Origin of the sequence: Aquabacterium parvum (genome assembly GCF_001447195.1) — a bacterium.
Classification (GTDB): domain Bacteria; phylum Pseudomonadota; class Gammaproteobacteria; order Burkholderiales; family Burkholderiaceae_C; genus Aquabacterium; species Aquabacterium parvum.
The window spans coordinates 1-2,004 of sequence record NZ_LFRI01000364.1; the positions used below are offsets into that span (position 1 = coordinate 1).

Here is a 2,004-nt window from a genome sequence, read left to right on the forward strand (position 1 = left end):
AGCTTATGAGTATTCAACATTTCCGTGTCGCCCTTATTCCCTTTTTTGCGGCATTTTGCCTTCCTGTTTTTGCTCACCCAGAAACGCTGGTGAAAGTAAAAGATGCTGAAGATCAGTTGGGTGCACGAGTGGGTTACATCGAACTGGATCTCAACAGCGGTAAGATCCTTGAGAGTTTTCGCCCCGAAGAACGTTTTCCAATGATGAGCACTTTTAAAGTTCTGCTATGTGGCGCGGTATTATCCCGTATTGACGCCGGGCAAGAGCAACTCGGTCGCCGCATACACTATTCTCAGAATGACTTGGTTGAGTACTCACCAGTCACAGAAAAGCATCTTACGGATGGCATGACAGTAAGAGAATTATGCAGTGCCGCCATAACCATGAGTGATAACACTGCGGCCAACTTACTTCTGACAACGATCGGAGGACCGAAGGAGCTAACCGCTTTTTTGCACAACATGGGGGATCATGTAACTCGCCTTGATCGTTGGGAACCGGAGCTGAATGAAGCCATACCAAACGACGAGCGTGACACCACGATGCCTGTAGCAATGGCAACAACGTTGCGCAAACTATTAACTGGCGAACTACTTACTCTAGCTTCCCGGCAACAATTAATAGACTGGATGGAGGCGGATAAAGTTGCAGGACCACTTCTGCGCTCGGCCCTTCCGGCTGGCTGGTTTATTGCTGATAAATCTGGAGCCGGTGAGCGTGGGTCTCGCGGTATCATTGCAGCACTGGGGCCAGATGGTAAGCCCTCCCGTATCGTAGTTATCTACACGACGGGGAGTCAGGCAACTATGGATGAACGAAATAGACAGATCGCTGAGATAGGTGCCTCACTGATTAAGCATTGGTAACTGTCAGACCAAGTTTACTCATATATACTTTAGATTGATTTAAAACTTCATTTTTAATTTAAAAGGATCTAGGTGAAGATCCTTTTTGATAATCTCATGACCAAAATCCCTTAACGTGAGTTTTCGTTCCACTGAGCGTCAGACCCCGTAGAAAAGATCAAAGGATCTTCTTGAGATCCTTTTTTTCTGCGCGTAATCTGCTGCTTGCAAACAAAAAAACCACCGCTACCAGCGGTGGTTTGTTTGCCGGATCAAGAGCTACCAACTCTTTTTCCGAAGGTAACTGGCTTCAGCAGAGCGCAGATACCAAATACTGTTCTTCTAGTGTAGCCGTAGTTAGGCCACCACTTCAAGAACTCTGTAGCACCGCCTACATACCTCGCTCTGCTAATCCTGTTACCAGTGGCTGCTGCCAGTGGCGATAAGTCGTGTCTTACCGGGTTGGACTCAAGACGATAGTTACCGGATAAGGCGCAGCGGTCGGGCTGAACGGGGGGTTCGTGCACACAGCCCAGCTTGGAGCGAACGACCTACACCGAACTGAGATACCTACAGCGTGAGCTATGAGAAAGCGCCACGCTTCCCGAAGGGAGAAAGGCGGACAGGTATCCGGTAAGCGGCAGGGTCGGAACAGGAGAGCGCACGAGGGAGCTTCCAGGGGGAAACGCCTGGTATCTTTATAGTCCTGTCGGGTTTCGCCACCTCTGACTTGAGCGTCGATTTTTGTGATGCTCGTCAGGGGGGCGGAGCCTATGGAAAAACGCCAGCAACGCGGCCTTTTTACGGTTCCTGGCCTTTTGCTGGCCTTTTGCTCACATGTTCTTTCCTGCGTTATCCCCTGATTCTGTGGATAACCGTATTACCGCCTTTGAGTGAGCTGATACCGCTCGCCGCAGCCGAACGACCGAGCGCAGCGAGTCAGTGAGCGAGGAAGCGGAAGAGCGCCCAATACGCAAACCGCCTCTCCCCGCGCGTTGGCCGATTCATTAATGCAGCTGGCACGACAGGTTTCCCGACTGGAAAGCGGGCAGTGAGCGCAACGCAATTAATGTGAGTTAGCTCACTCATTAGGCACCCCAGGCTTTACACTTTATGCTTCCGGCTCGTATGTTGTGTGGAATTGTGAGTGGATAAAGCT

1 protein-coding gene is annotated in these 2,004 nt (G+C 50.4%); it reads left to right on the plus strand.

The annotated features are described in order from the left end of the window. Window positions 1–5: 5 nt before the first annotated feature. Window positions 6–866 (plus strand): broad-spectrum class A beta-lactamase TEM-116, encoded by an 861-nt coding sequence (locus tag ABG80_RS21540; RefSeq protein ID WP_000027050.1) that lies wholly within the window; start codon window positions 6–8, stop codon window positions 864–866. Window positions 867–2,004 lie beyond the last annotated feature (1,138 nt).